The sequence below is a fragment of the Streptomyces sp. NPDC086554 genome (assembly GCF_040686095.1).
Classification (GTDB): domain Bacteria; phylum Actinomycetota; class Actinomycetes; order Streptomycetales; family Streptomycetaceae; genus Streptomyces.
Map to the genome: position 1 here is coordinate 79411 of NZ_JBFBJK010000014.1, position 14567 is coordinate 93977.

The following is a 14567-nucleotide window of genomic DNA, read 5'->3' on the forward strand; positions in this document are numbered from 1 at the left end:
TTGAGTCCGATGAGCCAGGCGGCACAGAACCTGAACTGGTTGATCACCAACTTCGTGGACAACACCCCCGGGGTGTCCCACACCGTCGTGGTGTCCGCGGACGGACTGCTTCTGGCGATGTCCGAAGGCTTCCCGCGCGACCGCGCCGACCAGCTCGCCGCGGTGGCCTCGGGGCTCACCTCACTGACCGCAGGCGCCTCCCGGATCTTCGAGGGCGGCACCGTCACCCAGACCGTGGTCGAGATGGAGCGGGGGTTCCTTTTCATCATGTCCGTGTCCGACGGTTCGTCGCTGGCCGTGCTCGCGCACCCCGAGTGCGACATCGGCCTCGTCGGCTACGAGATGGCGCTGCTCGTCGACCGTGCGGGCGCTGTCCTCACCCCCGACCTCCGCGCCGAACTGCAGGGCAGCCTGCTCCACTAGATCTCCCCATCGGCCGCCCCACCGACCGAACGTACTGACCGACCGTCCGGCCGCCACTGGTGCCCCCCACCGGCTCTATTCGACGGCACGCAGACCACCTGCTGTCCCGCCCGGAGGATCCATGACCCCGCCCAACGCCTCTCACGACCCGTACGGCTCGCAAGCCTCGTACGGCATGGAAGGCGACCAGCCGCTGGTACGTCCTTACGCGATGACCGGCGGCCGGACCAGGCCCCGCTACCAGCTCGCGATAGAGGCGCTGGTGAGCACGACGGCCGACCCGGCCCAGCTGATGGGGCTGCTCCCCGAGCACCAGCGGATCTGCCACCTGTGCCGCGAGGTCAAGTCGGTGGCCGAGGTCTCGGCGCTGCTCTCCATGCCGCTCGGCGTGGCCCGCATCCTCGTGGCCGACCTGGCCGAGGCCGGGCTCGTCGCCATTCACCAGCCCGGCGGCGACGAGAACGCCGGCGGTCAGCCTGACGTGACACTGCTCGAAAGGGTGCTCAGTGGACTTCGCAAGCTCTAGCAGCGGCGGAGGCCGTTCCACCACTTCCGCGAAGATCGTGGTGGCGGGCGGCTTCGGCGTGGGCAAGACCACGTTCGTCGGGGCGGTCTCTGAGATCAACCCGCTGCGCACCGAGGCCGTCATGACGTCCGCGTCCGCGGGCATCGACGACCTCACCCACACCGGGGACAAGACGACGACGACCGTCGCCATGGACTTCGGCCGCATCACCCTGGACCAGGACCTGATCCTGTACCTCTTCGGTACGCCCGGTCAGGACCGCTTCTGGTTCATGTGGGACGACCTCGTACGCGGCGCGATCGGCGCCGTGGTGCTCGTGGACACCCGTCGTCTCGCCGACTGTTTTCCGGCCGTCGACTACTTCGAGAACAGTGGCCTGCCGTTCGTCATCGCCCTCAACGGCTTCGACGGACATCAGCCCTACACCCCCGACGAAGTGCGCGAAGCCCTGCAGATCGGCCCCGCGACACCCATCATCACGACCGACGCGCGACACCGTGCGGACGCAAAGAGCGGCCTGATCACGCTGGTCGAGCACGCACTTATGGCACGACTCAAGTAGACGAGGGGATACGGCAGTTGCCGTAGATTCAACAGAGCGGTCTGTGTCTTTTGACACCACTGGCCGCTCTGTTCATAACGTTTCGACAGAGAATTCGCCGGGCGCCACCACGCGTCGCGGTCATCTGGTGTCGCTGCGCTCACAAGAGCCCCGCCTTTTGGCGGGGCTCGCTCTTTTTGACCGTTTTATCTGAGGCTTACACCACTCGGAACTTCCGCTTCCCACTGTTTGGAAGAGGACCCCCTGACGTGCTGGAATGCGCTGAACTGCCCAGTAGCACGGGCCTTGGAGACGACAGCGGGGCCGATGCGGGCCCCGCCGCCGAGAGGTTGTTGGTCGAGTGAGGCGAAGCAAGACGAGCCCCGCACCGCCGCAGACGCGGGACACGCGGGGCAACTTCACCCCGCCGCCGCGGACAGCGGCGTCCCCCACAGATGTGCAGGGCCATGAACCGCCGGCCCCCTCCGGCGGCAGAATGTCCCCGCGCAACTGGCGCGTGCCGACCCGCCTGAACGCGATCCTCCTCATACCCGTGCTTGTCGGCCTCGTCATGGGCGGCTTCCAGGTCAAGGCGTCGATCGACACCTGGAGCGAAGCTCAGGACGCCGAGCACACGGCCGTCCTGGTGCGTGCCTCGCTCGACTACGGCAACCGCCTCATCGAAGAGCGCGACATCTCCGCGGCACCGCTGCTGCGCGGCAAGAAGAACGACCCCGCCGTCGTCAAGGCCCGCAAGGCCACCGACGCGGCCAAGGCCGAGTTCGACGCCGCCGCCGAGAACATGCCCCAGAAGGAAGGCCTCAAGCGCCGCCTCGACGGCTTCCACAAGGTGGAGCCGGGTCTGCAGGCGCTGCGCCAGGCCGCGTACACCTCCAAGCTCTCCGGTTCGAAGACCGAAGAGGGCTACGTCGCCATCCAGCACCCGCTGATGGAGTTCGCCAACGAGCTGGGTCTCGGCACCGGAAACATCACCAGCTACGGCCGCACCGTCTACGCCATCTCGCTGACCAAGGCCGCGCTCTCCCTCGAGCGCTCCATCGGTACGCACCTGATGGTCAAGCCCGGCCCCACCGCTTCGTCCTTCGCCACGCAGCGCACCTCGCTCGCCTCGTACGCCTACCTCGAGCGCATCGCCATCGAGGAGTACCGGGGCGGTGGCACCCCCGAGGACCTCGCCAAGCTCGAGGCCGCGAAGAAGAAGCTGCAGGCCGACGGCGAGAAGCAGGCCAAGCAGGCCGCCGCCGCCGCGAAGGCCAAGGGCGAGACCTTCGTCCCGCCGCCGTCCCCCGAGAAGATGGTCGCGGGCATCGCGGGCATGCCGAGCACGCAGCCCAGCGCCCGCCTCGCGCTCGCCCAGAAGGGCATCACCGCCGAGGCCTGGTGGGCCACCACCACCGCCAAGTTCGACGCGTACCGGACCATCGAGTCCGACCTCGCCGACAAGGCCGTGAGCGAGGCGTCGGACATCGCCGACAACGCCCAGCGCAACGCGTACATCACCGGCGCCATCGTGGTCGTCGCGCTGCTCGCCGCGTTCATCCTGGCCGGGCTCATGGCCCGCCAGATGTCCCGCGCGATGCGCCAGCTGCGGACCGCCGCCTTCGGCATCGCCGAGCAGCGCCTTCCGATGCTGGTCGACCAGCTCTCGCGTACGGACCCGGGCCGCGTCGACACCCGCGTACAGGCCATCCCGATCAACTCCACGGACGAGATCGGCGAGGTGGCCCGCGCCTTCGACCAGGTGCACCGCGAGGCCGTGCGGCTCGCCGCCGAGCAGGCGCTGCTCCGTGGCAACATCAACGCGATCTTCACCAACCTCTCGCGCCGCAACCAGTCGCTGATCGAGGGCCAGCTGACCCTCATCACCGACCTGGAGAACAACGAGGCCGACCCGGACCAGCTGGAGAGCCTCTTCCGCCTGGACCACCTGGCGACCCGTATGCGACGCAACGGCGAGAACCTCCTGGTCCTCTCCGGCGAGGAGCCGGGCCGCCGCTGGGACCAGCCGGTCCCGCTGGTCGACGTGCTGCGCGCCGCCTCCTCAGAGGTGGAGCAGTACGAGCGCATCGAGCTGTCCGGTGTACCGGAGGCCGAGATCCACGGCCTCGCCGTGACCGACCTCGTGCACCTGCTCGCCGAGCTTCTGGAGAACGCCACCACGTTCTCCTCGCCGCAGACCAAGGTCCGCGTCACCGCGACCCGTCTGCCCGACGGCCGCGTCATGGTCGAGATCCACGACAAGGGCATCGGCCTCACCGCCGAGGACTTCGCGGACATCAACCACAAGCTGGCCAACCCGCCGACGGTGGACGCCGCGATCTCGCAGCGCATGGGCCTGTTCGTGGTCGGCCGCCTCTCGGACCGGCACGGCATCCGTGTCCAGCTGCGCCCCTCAGGCGAGCAGGCCGGTACGACCTCGCTGGTCATGCTCCCGGACGGGATCACGCACGGTGGCGGTGGCGAACACCAGCTGCCCGAGTCCGAGTTCACGGTCTCCTCGATCATGCCGGAGCAGCAGGCTCCGGAGCCGCAGGCCTTCAACCACCAGCCGATGCGTACGGCCGCGGAGCTGGGCTTCGACGACAGCCGCTACGGCGCCGACAACGGCGAGGCCCCGGAGCTCGACCCGGTGGGCCGCTCGCTGATGCGTGAGGAGCGGCGTGCCGCTCTGGAGGCGCAGGCGCAGTCCGACGGTGGCCGTCCGCTCTTCCGCGACGAGATCGAGCCGCAGCAGGGCTTCGACCAGCAGGGCGGATTCGATACCGGATACGACCAGCAGGCACCGGCGTACGACGAGTACAACCAGGGCGCGCAGGCCCCGCAGTCGTACGAAGAGCCGTACTATCCGGCGCAGGACGGCTACCAGGACGCCCCCTATACGGAGGCGGGTCACAACGATCAAGCCGCCCGTACGGGTGTCGTCTCCGAGCCCTTCGCCGCCTACCCGGACCGTTCTCACCAGGACGACTGGCCGTCGCGTGACGGACACGAGAACAACTCGGGCGGGTATCGGGACCAGTACGCTCCGGAAGCGGAATCTGGTCCGGCGGCTCCCCTGAACGGCGGGGAGCGCGTAGGCTTCGAGCGTCCCGGACCGGCCCCCTCCACCGTCCACGACACCACCGCTGCGGGTCTTCCGCGCCGCGGCTCGACCGGCGCCACCGGCAACGGCAGCGCTCCGGCCCCGGCCCCGGCCGAAGACGCGTTCGGCAACAACGACAGCAACTGGCGTTCGTCCAACGACGACCGCTGGCAGCGCGCCGAGCAGCTGAAGGAGCCCAAGGCGGGTGGGGTCACCCCGTCCGGACTCCCGAAGCGGGTGCCCAAGGCCAATCTGGTCGAGGGCACGGCGGAACAGACCCCACAGGGCGGCCCCCAGGTCTCCCGCGACCCCGAGGACGTACGGGGCAGGCTGAGCAACCTGCGCCGGGGCGTCCAGCGGGGACGCAGCGCAGGCAGTGACACGAATGGCCAGGACACCGGTAATCACCGCGGTCCTGACAGCACCTACAACCAGGAGCGTTAGTGTGAGCCCGATGAGCCAGGCGGCGCAGAACCTGAACTGGTTGATCACCAACTTCGTGGACAACACCCCCGGGGTGTCCCACACCGTGGTGGTCTCCGCCGACGGACTCCTTCTGGCGATGTCCGAAGGCTTCCCCCGCGACCGGGCCGACCAGCTCGCGGCCGTCGCATCCGGTCTGACCTCCCTCACCGCCGGGGCCTCCCGGATCTTCGAGGGCGGTTCCGTGACCCAGACCGTTGTGGAGATGGAGCGAGGATTTCTCTTCCTTATGTCCATCTCCGACGGCTCCTCGCTGGCCGTACTGGCCCACCCGGATGCGGACATCGGTCTCATTGGGTACGAGATGGCGCTTCTTGTCGACCGCGCCGGCACCGTGCTCACGCCCGACCTGCGTGCGGAGCTGCAGGGGAGCCTTCTCAACTAATAGACGGACGGTGCGTTCACGCGTCCCGTGGCCGTAAGGTTTCGGGACGCGGCTCCAGAATGATGGTGCCCGGCACAGTCGGAGGAGGAGTACGTGGCAGGCTCAGGAACACCCCCGGACGGATCGTCATCGGCCAACTGGTCGTCTGGCCACGGCCAGGCACAGGGGCCGCACGACGGGGCGCCGAACCGGTACAACTTCCCCTCCGCGCCCAGTCAGCACCGCGCGCCGTACCGGCAGCCGCAGCAGCCGGGCCCTCGCCAGAACCCGTACGAGCAGCCCCACACACCCAGGATCCAGCCAGTGCAACCACAGCGACGCGCGCCTGAAGCGGCGCCCGCAGGTTCTGCGAGCAACCCTCTGGTGCGCCCGTACGCCATGACGGGCGGCCGGACCAGGCCCCGCTACCAGCTCGCCATCGAGGCGCTGGTGCACACCACCGCACAACCGCACCAGTTGCAGGGCCAGTTGCCCGAGCATCAGCGCATCTGCAACTTGTGCCGCGAAATCAAGTCAGTGGCCGAGATCTCGGCACTGCTCACCATCCCCCTCGGCGTCGCCCGGATCCTCGTAGCCGACCTGGCCGAGGCCGGACTTGTCGCCATCCACCAGCCGGGCGGCGACGAGTCCGCCGGCGGCCAGCCAGACGTGACACTGCTCGAAAGGGTGCTCAGTGGACTTCGCAAGCTCTAGCGGCGGAGCAACAGCCCGCTCCACCACTTCCGCGAAAATCGTGGTGGCGGGCGGCTTCGGCGTGGGCAAGACCACGTTCGTCGGGGCGGTCTCTGAGATCAACCCGCTGCGCACCGAGGCCGTCATGACGTCCGCGTCCGCGGGCATCGACGACCTCACCCACACCGGAGACAAGACGACCACCACGGTCGCCATGGACTTCGGCCGCATCACCCTGGACCAGGACCTGATCCTGTACCTCTTCGGTACGCCCGGTCAGGACCGCTTCTGGTTCATGTGGGACGACCTCGTACGCGGCGCGATCGGCGCTGTCGTCCTGGTCGACACGAGGAGGCTCGCCGACTGCTTCCCCGCCGTCGACTACTTCGAGAACTCCGGTCTTCCCTTCGTGATCGCCCTCAACGGCTTCGACGGCCACCAGCCGTACAACCCCGAAGAGGTCCGCGAGGCGCTCCAGATCGGCCCCGACACCCCGATCATCACCACCGACGCGCGGCACCGCGCGGACGCGAAGAGCGCGCTGATCACGCTTGTTGAGCATGCGTTGATGGCTCGGCTGCGTTAGCGGTCCTTGCCTGTACGTCGATGGGCCTCGCACCGTTACGTCGGTGCGGGGCCCTTGCGTTTCCCGCCCACCCACCCGTTTACCCGGCAACGCAAAGGGCCCGTACTCAGCGGAGTACGGGCCCTGAAGCGTGTGTCAGGCGGTGAGGCTAGCCCTGCCAGCTGTGCGGGGCTCGGAAGCCCGGGGTGCGCTCCAAGCGGCGCCAGCCGGCCTTGTCGCGGCCGCGGCGGGCAGGGGCGGCGGGCTGTGCGGCGGCGCGGGCCAGCAGGATCGCCGTGATGGCGGCGACCTCTTCCGGCTCGGCGTGCCCCTTCTCGACGCGGATGTCGGGGGTAGTCATGTGCAGCGTTCTCCTTGTGGGCTACTGCAGGATTACTGCGGGGGGTTGCCGTGCTTGCGCGACGGCAGGTCGGCGTGCTTGTTGCGGAGCATCGCGAGGGAGCTGATGAGGACCTCGCGGGTGGCGGCGGGGTCGATCACGTCGTCGACCAGGCCTCGCTCCGCGGCGTAGTAGGGGTGCATCAGCTCGGCCTTGTACTCCTTGACCATGCGCGCACGCATCGCCTCGGGGTCCTCGGCGGCCGCGATCTGCCGGCGGAAGATGACGTTGGCGGCACCTTCGGCGCCCATCACCGCGATCTCGTTGGTCGGCCAGGCGTAGGTGAGGTCCGCGCCGATGGACTGGCTGTCCATCACGATGTAGGCACCTCCGTACGCCTTGCGCAGGATCAGCGAGATCCGCGGCACCGTCGCGTTGCAGTAGGCGTAGAGCAGCTTCGCGCCGTGCCGGATGATCCCGCCGTGCTCCTGATCGACACCCGGAAGGAAGCCGGGGACGTCCAGAAGCGTCACGATCGGGATATTGAAAGCGTCGCACATCTGGACAAAGCGGGCGGCCTTCTCCGAGGCCTCGATGTCCAGGACACCCGCCAGGGACTGCGGCTGGTTGGCGACGATGCCCACCACCTTGCCGTCCAGACGGGCGAGCGCGCAGATGATGTTGCGGGCCCAGCGCTCGTGGACCTCCAGGTAGTCGCCGTCGTCGACGAGCTCCTCGATGACCTTGGCCATGTCGTACGGACGGTTGCCGTCCGCCGGGACCAGGTCGAGGAGGACATCGCTGCGGCGGTCCGCCGGGTCGTCCGACTCGTGCGCCGGCGGGTTCTCGCGGTTGTTGGAGGGCAGCATCGCGATGAGGTAGCGCACCTCGGCGAGGCAGGTCTCCTCGTCGTCGTACGCGAAGTGGCAGACGCCCGACGTCTCGGCGTGCACGTCCGCGCCGCCCAGACCGTTCTGGGAGATCTCCTCACCGGTCACCGCACGCACCACGTCCGGTCCGGTGATGAACATCTGCGAGGTCTCGCGGACCATGAAGACAAAGTCCGTCAGGGCCGGGGAGTAGGCGGCGCCGCCCGCGCACGGGCCCAGCATCACGCTGATCTGCGGGATGACGCCCGACGCCTTGGTGTTGCGCTGGAAGATGCCGCCGTACCCGGCGAGCGCGGAGACGCCCTCCTGGATACGGGCGCCGGCGCCGTCGTTCAGGGAGACCAGCGGGGCACCGGCCGCGATGGCCATGTCCATGATCTTGTGGATCTTGGTGGCGTGCGCCTCGCCGAGCGCGCCGCCGAAGATACGGAAGTCGTGGGCGTACACGAAGACCGTGCGCCCTTCCACCGTGCCCCAGCCGGTGATGACACCGTCGGTGTACGGCTTCTTGGCCTCCAGGCCGAACCCGGTCGCCCGGTGCCGGCGCAACTGCTCGACCTCTTGGAACGAACCCGCGTCGAGCAGCAGCTCGATCCGCTCGCGCGCGGTCAGCTTGCCCTTGGCGTGCTGGGCCTTCGTCGCCTTCTCGCTCGGTCCGCGCAGCGCCTCGGCACGGATCGCGTGCAGTTCGGCCACGCGCCCACGCGCGTCGGTGGGCTCGCCTTCGGGAGAAGCGGTGTCGTCCAAAACGGTCATGTAGTGACCTTACGAAGCGCACCCATAAAAACGGACCGTCGACTCTGCACAGTCTCCGGCCCGTTTTCCTGGCACCCCCGAACAGAACCTCACTCCCGTGCGCCCGAAGTGACTGCTCAGAGCCATGTTCAGCTGTAGGGATTCCACAAAGCGCTACGTGAGAGACACCTCACAGGCGACGAAAATACGCCCCGGACCCGGGAGCCGCCATCAGCTCCCGCAGTGGAACCGCGCCTCCCCCCAGTCTGCTTGATCATTGCCGGGTCCGTCACCGCCGTCCTTCTCCGCCCCGTCGGCCGCCACGCTGAACTGCACGCTCCCCCGCATCCCCTGCGAGTCGTCCTGGCCGACCTGCGCCGTGAAGGACGTCGATCGCGTACGTCACCTTTGAACTCAGCTTGTACGTCCGGTACTTGGCGTCTGCGGGCGGAGTGACCTGCCAGGTGGCGGTGACCTCGTTCTTCACGCCCGGTTCAAGGGTTTCCGCCTTGCTGGCGAGGCCGAGCGTCGCGCACGCGGGCTTCTCCGTCGCCGGACCCAGGTCGGTCACCTTGAGGTTGTCCAGGGCCAGGTCGGCGGTCTCGGCCGCGTCGTCGCGCATCCGCAGGCCCACCCAGGTGCCGCCGCAGCCCGCCGTGACGGTCTGCTCGAAGTGGCCCGTCGTGCGCTGCTCGCCGAGCGCGGTGCGGCGCGTCTCCACCGAGTCCGGTTTGCCGTCCGCGGCGATCCTGTCGTACCCGGTGACCCAGTCGAAGGAGTCGGCGTGGCTCGCCTGGTAGTCGTAACTGACCTTGCAGGAGCGCCCGTTGGTGAGGGGGACGGTCGCGGGGGTGGTGCGGGTACACGAGGCCGTTGTTGCCCTCGTGCGTCTTCAGGGAGCGCGCGCCGTCGAGGACGTCGTCGATGAGCTTTCCGTTCCAGCCGGACTGGGTGTACGGGGCGTGCCTGAGCGCGATATGGGTGCGCGGGTCCGTCACCCCTCCCCCGCTGCGACGACGCGTACGTCGGCGATCCGCACCCGGGCCGTCGAGCCGCCGGCGGCCTCGGCCGTCAGGGTCGCCGTGCCGCTCGCCGGTGCGGTGAAGTCGACCTTGGCGCGCTGCAGAGAACCGCGGGGCGGAAGTCCAAGGGGCGGGGCGCCTGCACCCACCATGGCGTCGACCTCGGTAAGTGACCTCACGAGCACGCTCCGCTCTCTGTTGAATATTGAACAGAATGGGGTTACAGTCAATCTCGTTGAACATTCAACAGATACATCCCCGTAGCTCGCAGCTCGGCTTCACCGCCCGCAGCTCGTCCCCAAGGAGCAGTCATGGGTCTCTTCGGCCGCAAGAACGACACCGCCACGGCGCCCGCCCCGGTCAACCCGGAGCTTGCCGCCCTGACCGGCGACTACACGATCGACGCCTCGCACACGACCATCGGCTTCGTCGCCCGGCACGCCATGGTCACGAACGTCAAGGGCTCGTTCACGGACCTCTCCGGCGCGCTGCACCTGGACGGCGCGGACCCGTCCCGCTCGACGGCCTCCATCGACATCAAGATGGAGAGCATCGAGACCGGCAGCGCCGACCGTGACGGCCACCTGAAGAGCTCGGACTTCTTCAAGATCGACGAGTTCCCGGAGATGACGTTCCGGTCCACCAAGGCGGAGGCCCTCGGGGGCGACGACTACCGCATCACCGGTGACCTGACGATCCTCGGCACCACCAAGCAGATCTCCATCGACCTGGAGTTCAACGGCGCGGCCACCGACCCGTTCGGGAACGAGCGCGTCGGCTTCGAGGGCAAGTCGGAGATCCTCCGCTCCGAGTGGGGCCTCACCTGGAACGCGGCTCTGGAGACGGGCGGGGTGCTGGTCTCCGACAAGATCAAGCTGAACTTCGACATCTCCGCCATCAAGAACGCCGCCTGACAGGGGCTTTCAGCCTGACAGGGCCTTGGCCTGACCGGGCTTTTCAGCCCTCCACGAGCGCGCCCGCCCTCCACCCCCGTAACGGGAGGGCGGGCGCTCGGCGTATTCGGACGGGCCCTGTGTGTGCTCTCCGACTCCTTCGATACGGTTCGGGCCGTGCCCGAGTTTCTGCAGCAACTGCCCGCCCTCATAGGCGTGATCGTCGGCGCCCTCGGTTCGTACGTGGCCATCATGCGCGGCGACCGCGTGCGCTTTCAGCGGGAGCAGGCCGCCCGATGGGAGGAGCGGCGGCTCACCGTCTACACCGAGTACGCCCGGGTCCTGAAGCAGACGGTGACCCTCACCTACCGCGTATCGGCCCACCACGGCAACGACCCGCATCCGCACCCCATGTCCCCCGCCGAAGCGGAGCCCCACCTGGCCGAGGCTGCCAGTGCCCGCGACCCGGCCGGCGAGGCGCTGCTGATGCTCGGCACGCCGGAGGTGGTGGCCACGGCACGGGTCTGGGTCCTGACGGTGGTCGACATGGAGCGCTTCATGCGCGAGGGCACCCGGGATCCCGACGCGTGGGCGCGGCTGCTCGACCGCCAGCGCAGCACGCGCGAGGAGTACTACGCGGCGGTCCGGCGCGACCTGGCGCTCCCGCCGGGGCATTCGGGGCGGTGGCAGGTGACGCCGTCCCGGGCCGAATGAGCGCGATCGTCGACTGAACGCGGTCTTCGACCGAACCCGGCCCGGGATTGAACACATCCGCCAACTCCCGTGTTGTGTCCGCCTGTTGGCCTGTCGATGCCCAGCTAGTGAACGTATCCTCCGCACATGACGGCCAACGGGGCGCAAGACCCGTCAGCGCAGGACCCATCCGGAGACACGCCCGGGGACCCATCCGGAGACACGTCCTCGCGGGGCACCACCCGGCGCGCGGCGCCGGCCTGGCTTTCGGGTGTCGCCACGTCGGTGAAGGCGCGCCTGGCGGACAACACCTCGATGCTCGCCCTGATGATCTTCATCAATCTCGTCGTCATCCTCGCGGGGGCCGCCATCTGGTACCGGCTCGGCGGGGACCCCGCCGTGATCGGCGTGGTGGCGGGGGCGTTGCTGGCCTTCGTCGCCGGCATGCTGTCGCTGATCCGCGCCCGCGACAAGGACACCGAGGAGCTGCCTCTCTACCCGCCCCTGATGCTGGCGGTGGTCCCGCTGGCGGTGCTTGTCGTGGGGCTCACTTCGTGGGGGGCGTGGGCGTATCTGGACAGCCGTCCGGTCCAGCTCACCCATGAGTTCTCCCTGGAGCCCGAGGGGCCCGTCGAACGGGGCAGGACGGTGACCGCTTCCGCGCACACCGACCGCCCCAAGCCGGTCCTCACGATCACCTTCTCCGTGTCCGAGTACGACCCCGAGTCACCGGTCTGCGCCCCGAACACGCAGCTGACCGTGGTCCCGCGGTCGGGCACCGGCCGGCACCGCCCGCAGACGAAACCGGCGGGCGAGGAGTTCAGGTTCGACCTGGGCGACGGCGTCAAGGACATCCGCCTCTCGGTCGAGGCGGCGGCGGAACGCAACTGCAAGCTGGACCTGAAGATCGACTCGGCCCAACTGGACGACTGATGACGACCGACGACCACTGACCCGACGACTGACGACCGACGACCGACGACCGACGACTGGGGACGCCCCATGAAGCGCTCACACCGGACCCGCGCCCGCCGTTCCGCGCTCGCGGTGACCGCCTTCCTGCTGGTGGCGGTGACGGCCTGCGGCGACGACGGGGACGAGGAGCCGTCGCTGCTCGACGGCACGGTGCACATCGGCGCGGCGTTCGACCAGCCGGGGTTCAGCCTGCACGCCAACCACACCGACCGCGGGTTCGAGGTGGACCTGGCCGCCCACCTGGGCAAGGAGCTCGGGTTCACCGTCCGGTTCCAGGACGTGCCGACCGGCCGGCGCGAGCAGGAGCTCGACCAGGGCGCGGCGACGCTGGTGATCGCCACGTACTCCATAACTCCCGCACGCGAGAAGGAGGTCGACTTCGTCGGCCCTTACCTCAACACCCAACAGGGCTTCCTGGTGCGGAAGAACTACAACAAGATCAAGAAAGAGAAGGACGTCCAGGACAAACTCATCTGCACGGTCGAGGGATCGACGTCGGCGCGGGCGGACCTGCCGCCGCGCACCACGATCCGCGAGGAGGCGGACTTCTCGACCTGTGTGTCCAAGCTCCAACAGGGCAATGTCGACGCGGTGTTCACCGATGAGGCGCTCCTGTACGGATACGTGGAGCAGCAGAAGAGGAGCAAGGTGCCGCTGAAGGTCGTCCCCGATGTCGCGTTCGGGCTCACCAATCGGTACGGCATCGGGCTGCAGAAGGGCCACACCGAAGACTGCGAGAAGCTGCTCGCCGCCGTGCGGGACTATCTCAACGAGGAGTGGGCCAACGACATCAAGACGCAGTTGCCCGCCCTGGTCGACACGTATCCCGGCGACTGGCAGAACCGCTTCAAGCCGGACACGGGGGATCTGAACACGTACTCCTCCTGCAAGGCACCGGAGTAGGCCGGGCCGCCCCGGCCCCTTGCGCTGGAGGGCGCTCCAACTCCTACGGTCGCCCGCATGACGACTCGGCTACGGCAGCACAAGATCGGCAGCGGATTCGACGCGTCAAGCACGGCGGACGACGTACTCGACGGAATCAGCCTCCTGGGCAGGACGGCGCTGGTCACCGGCGGCTACTCGGGGCTCGGCCTGGAGATCACGCGGGCGCTGAGCCGCGCGGGCGCGCACGTCGTCGTCCCGGCGCGCAGGCCCGCCACGGCGCGGGATGCGCTGCGCGGCGTGCCGCGGGTGGAGGTACGGGCGCTGGACCTGGCGGACCTGGAGAGCGTCCGGAGGTTCGCGGACCACTTCCTGGAGACGGACGACGGCAAGCTCGACATCCTCATCAACAACGCGGGCATCATGGCGTGCCCGGAGACCCGCGTGGGCCCGGACGGCGCCTGGGAGGCGCACTTCGCGATCAACCACCTGGGCCACTTCGCACTCACCAACCACCTCTATCCGGCGCTGAGTTCAGGCGAGGCGGCCCGCGTGGTGTCCGTGTCCTCCGCCAGCCACTTCCTCTCCGACATCCGCTGGGAAGACCCGCACTTCGCCCACGAGAGCTACGACCGCCGGCTGGCCTACGCCCAGTCGAAAACGGCGAACGCACTCTTCGCCGTACACCTGAACTCCCTCCACGACACGACCGGCATCGGCCCCCGAGCCTTCGCCGTACACCCCGGCAGCATCCTGACTCCCCTCCAGCGCCACATCCCCCGCGAAGAGCAGATCGCCCAGGGCTGGATCACCCCCGACGGCACACCGGCCCCCGGCTTCAAGACCCCGGCGCAGGGCGCGGCAACGGCGCTCTGGGCGGCGACGTCACCCCTCCTGGACGCCCACGGCGGCGCGTACTGCCAGGACTGCGACATCGCGGAGCCCGCGACGACGCAGGACATGCTGATCGGCGGAGTGAAACCGTGGGCGACGGACCCGGATGCGGCGACCCGCCTGTGGCAACTGTCCGCGGAGCTCACGGGGTTGGGCACGCACGCTCTCCGGGCGAGGACGTAAATCTGCTGCGGCCGCACCCCCGAGCGGGCACGATGGCTGCCATGTGGACCACCATCACCGCGTACGAGAACACCCCCGGCCGCCCGCACCCCATGGCCGCCCTCCGCGCTTGACTGCGTGAGCGCGGCATCGACTGGATGCCCCTCGCGCCGGAAGACATCTACTGGGACCACATGTGCGGCCGGGGCCCGGACGGCCACTGGCACGGCTCCTTCGCGGTCCATGTCCGCTCGTCAGCCCTGCGACCCCTCGGCCTGCACCCGGACCAGCCCACGTCGAAGGCGGTCGGGCCTTCGCCTCCCGGGTGGTGGCATGCGGCGGCCGATCGGCGGCGCGACTAGGATCAAGTGCCGCCGGGGCAA

General features: G+C 68.8%; 15 protein-coding genes and 1 pseudogene. 13 read left to right on the forward strand and 3 right to left on the reverse strand.

Translation table 11 applies throughout. From position 1 onward, the window contains the following. Positions 1 to 9 precede the first annotated feature (9 nt). The 7 genes from AB0O76_RS23700 (at position 10) to AB0O76_RS23730 (ending at position 6719) form a co-directional block, all read left to right on the forward strand. Positions 10 to 423: a roadblock/LC7 domain-containing protein gene (locus tag AB0O76_RS23700; RefSeq protein ID WP_030787430.1), complete on the forward strand. Its 414-nt coding sequence runs from the start codon at positions 10 to 12 to the stop codon at positions 421 to 423. Positions 424 to 544: 121 nt separating this feature from the next. Beyond that, the gene (locus tag AB0O76_RS23705) at positions 545 to 949 is read left to right on the forward strand and encodes a DUF742 domain-containing protein (protein WP_135330730.1); all 405 of its coding nucleotides are present in this window, start codon (positions 545 to 547) and stop codon (positions 947 to 949) included. After that, the gene (locus AB0O76_RS23710) at positions 930 to 1511 is read left to right on the forward strand and encodes an ATP/GTP-binding protein (RefSeq protein WP_365494648.1); all 582 of its coding nucleotides are present in this window, start codon (positions 930 to 932) and stop codon (positions 1509 to 1511) included. Before AB0O76_RS23705 ends, AB0O76_RS23710 begins: the two co-directional genes overlap by 20 nt. A 475-nt stretch (positions 1512 to 1986) precedes the next feature. Beyond that, positions 1987 to 5037: a nitrate- and nitrite sensing domain-containing protein gene (locus tag AB0O76_RS23715; RefSeq protein WP_365494651.1), complete on the forward strand. Its 3051-nt coding sequence runs from the start codon at positions 1987 to 1989 to the stop codon at positions 5035 to 5037. Positions 5038 to 5047: 10 nt separating this feature from the next. Next, positions 5048 to 5461: a roadblock/LC7 domain-containing protein gene (locus tag AB0O76_RS23720; protein ID WP_135330751.1), complete on the forward strand. Its 414-nt coding sequence runs from the start codon at positions 5048 to 5050 to the stop codon at positions 5459 to 5461. A gap of 93 nt (positions 5462 to 5554) precedes the next feature. Then, positions 5555 to 6154, forward strand: a complete 600-nt coding sequence (locus AB0O76_RS23725; RefSeq protein ID WP_365494653.1) for a DUF742 domain-containing protein — start codon at positions 5555 to 5557, stop codon at positions 6152 to 6154. Then, positions 6135 to 6719: an ATP/GTP-binding protein gene (locus AB0O76_RS23730; RefSeq protein WP_135330726.1), complete on the forward strand. Its 585-nt coding sequence runs from the start codon at positions 6135 to 6137 to the stop codon at positions 6717 to 6719. Before AB0O76_RS23725 ends, AB0O76_RS23730 begins: the two co-directional genes overlap by 20 nt. A 148-nt stretch (positions 6720 to 6867) precedes the next feature. On the opposite strand, the gene AB0O76_RS23735 is transcribed toward AB0O76_RS23730, so the two are convergent. The 3 genes and pseudogenes from AB0O76_RS23735 to AB0O76_RS23745 all read right to left on the reverse strand — a co-directional run. After that, positions 6868 to 7059, reverse strand: a complete 192-nt coding sequence (locus AB0O76_RS23735) for an acyl-CoA carboxylase subunit epsilon (protein ID WP_055564440.1) — start codon at positions 7057 to 7059, stop codon at positions 6868 to 6870. Between the two features lie 32 nt (positions 7060 to 7091). Beyond that, positions 7092 to 8684 carry an acyl-CoA carboxylase subunit beta gene (locus tag AB0O76_RS23740; protein ID WP_365494657.1) on the reverse strand — a complete coding sequence of 531 codons (1593 nt, stop codon included), beginning with the start codon at positions 8682 to 8684 and terminating at the stop codon, positions 7092 to 7094. Between the two features lie 210 nt (positions 8685 to 8894). Then, positions 8895 to 9795 (reverse strand): annotated as a pseudogene (locus tag AB0O76_RS23745) (NPCBM/NEW2 domain-containing protein); the annotation flags it as partial. Positions 9796 to 9996: 201 nt separating this feature from the next. On the opposite strand from AB0O76_RS23745, the gene AB0O76_RS23750 reads away from it, so the two are divergent. The 6 genes from AB0O76_RS23750 to AB0O76_RS23775 all read left to right on the forward strand — a co-directional run bounded on the left by AB0O76_RS23750 (position 9997) and on the right by AB0O76_RS23775 (position 14546). Then, on the forward strand, positions 9997 to 10599 hold the full coding sequence (locus tag AB0O76_RS23750; protein ID WP_365494660.1) for a YceI family protein: 603 nt from the start codon (positions 9997 to 9999) through the stop codon (positions 10597 to 10599). Between the two features lie 156 nt (positions 10600 to 10755). Further along, on the forward strand, positions 10756 to 11292 hold the full coding sequence (locus tag AB0O76_RS23755; RefSeq protein ID WP_365494663.1) for a hypothetical protein: 537 nt from the start codon (positions 10756 to 10758) through the stop codon (positions 11290 to 11292). Positions 11293 to 11418: 126 nt separating this feature from the next. Beyond that, positions 11419 to 12204, forward strand: a complete 786-nt coding sequence (locus AB0O76_RS23760) for a hypothetical protein (RefSeq protein ID WP_365494666.1) — start codon at positions 11419 to 11421, stop codon at positions 12202 to 12204. Positions 12205 to 12273: 69 nt separating this feature from the next. After that, positions 12274 to 13149, forward strand: a complete 876-nt coding sequence (locus tag AB0O76_RS23765; protein ID WP_365494669.1) for a transporter substrate-binding domain-containing protein — start codon at positions 12274 to 12276, stop codon at positions 13147 to 13149. Positions 13150 to 13206: 57 nt separating this feature from the next. Next, positions 13207 to 14205: an SDR family NAD(P)-dependent oxidoreductase gene (locus AB0O76_RS23770; protein WP_365494672.1), complete on the forward strand. Its 999-nt coding sequence runs from the start codon at positions 13207 to 13209 to the stop codon at positions 14203 to 14205. 137 nt (positions 14206 to 14342) lie between these two features. Beyond that, positions 14343 to 14546 (forward strand): hypothetical protein, encoded by a 204-nt coding sequence (locus tag AB0O76_RS23775; protein ID WP_365494675.1) that lies wholly within the window; start codon positions 14343 to 14345, stop codon positions 14544 to 14546. The last annotated feature ends 21 nt before the right edge of the window (positions 14547 to 14567 follow it).

Excerpts from the sequence above, each read along its gene's own strand:
- AB0O76_RS23700 (WP_030787430.1), top strand. The coding sequence starts at position 10 with ATGAGCCAGGCGGCACAGAACCTGAACTGGTTGATCACCAACTTCGTG.
- AB0O76_RS23760 (WP_365494666.1), top strand. The coding sequence starts at position 11,419 with ATGACGGCCAACGGGGCGCAAGACCCGTCAGCGCAGGACCCATCCGGA.
- AB0O76_RS23715 (WP_365494651.1), top strand. The coding sequence starts at position 1,987 with ATGTCCCCGCGCAACTGGCGCGTGCCGACCCGCCTGAACGCGATCCTC.
- AB0O76_RS23720 (WP_135330751.1), top strand. The coding sequence starts at position 5,048 with ATGAGCCAGGCGGCGCAGAACCTGAACTGGTTGATCACCAACTTCGTG.
- AB0O76_RS23775 (WP_365494675.1), top strand. The coding sequence starts at position 14,343 with ATGCCCCTCGCGCCGGAAGACATCTACTGGGACCACATGTGCGGCCGG.
- AB0O76_RS23735 (WP_055564440.1), bottom strand. The coding sequence starts at position 7,059 with ATGACTACCCCCGACATCCGCGTCGAGAAGGGGCACGCCGAGCCGGAA.
- AB0O76_RS23770 (WP_365494672.1), top strand. The coding sequence starts at position 13,207 with ATGACGACTCGGCTACGGCAGCACAAGATCGGCAGCGGATTCGACGCG.
- AB0O76_RS23705 (WP_135330730.1), top strand. The coding sequence starts at position 545 with ATGACCCCGCCCAACGCCTCTCACGACCCGTACGGCTCGCAAGCCTCG.
- AB0O76_RS23750 (WP_365494660.1), top strand. The coding sequence starts at position 9,997 with ATGGGTCTCTTCGGCCGCAAGAACGACACCGCCACGGCGCCCGCCCCG.
- AB0O76_RS23765 (WP_365494669.1), top strand. The coding sequence starts at position 12,274 with ATGAAGCGCTCACACCGGACCCGCGCCCGCCGTTCCGCGCTCGCGGTG.
- AB0O76_RS23740 (WP_365494657.1), bottom strand. The coding sequence starts at position 8,684 with ATGACCGTTTTGGACGACACCGCTTCTCCCGAAGGCGAGCCCACCGAC.